Origin of the sequence: Neisseria sp. HMSC056A03, from assembly GCF_001815685.1 — a bacterium.
Taxonomy (GTDB): Bacteria; Pseudomonadota; Gammaproteobacteria; order Burkholderiales; family Neisseriaceae; genus Neisseria; species Neisseria subflava.
Map to the genome: position 1 here is coordinate 324 of NZ_KV821606.1, position 218 is coordinate 541.

Here is a 218-nt window from a genome sequence, read left to right on the forward strand (position 1 = left end):
CTTCGGGCGGCTGTGTGTTGAAACAAAACCCTAACAGTTTTGACATCAACAAAAACAACCAGCCGCCTTCGGGCGGCTGTGTGTTGAAACCACGGTTAAAGAGGTCAATCTCACGTTTGATCACAACCAGCCGCCTTCGGGCGGCTGTGTGTTGAAACGTCAGTCCCCCCGTGTTACTAGCGGGGGGATGTTCCAGCCGCCTTCGGGCGGCTGTGTGT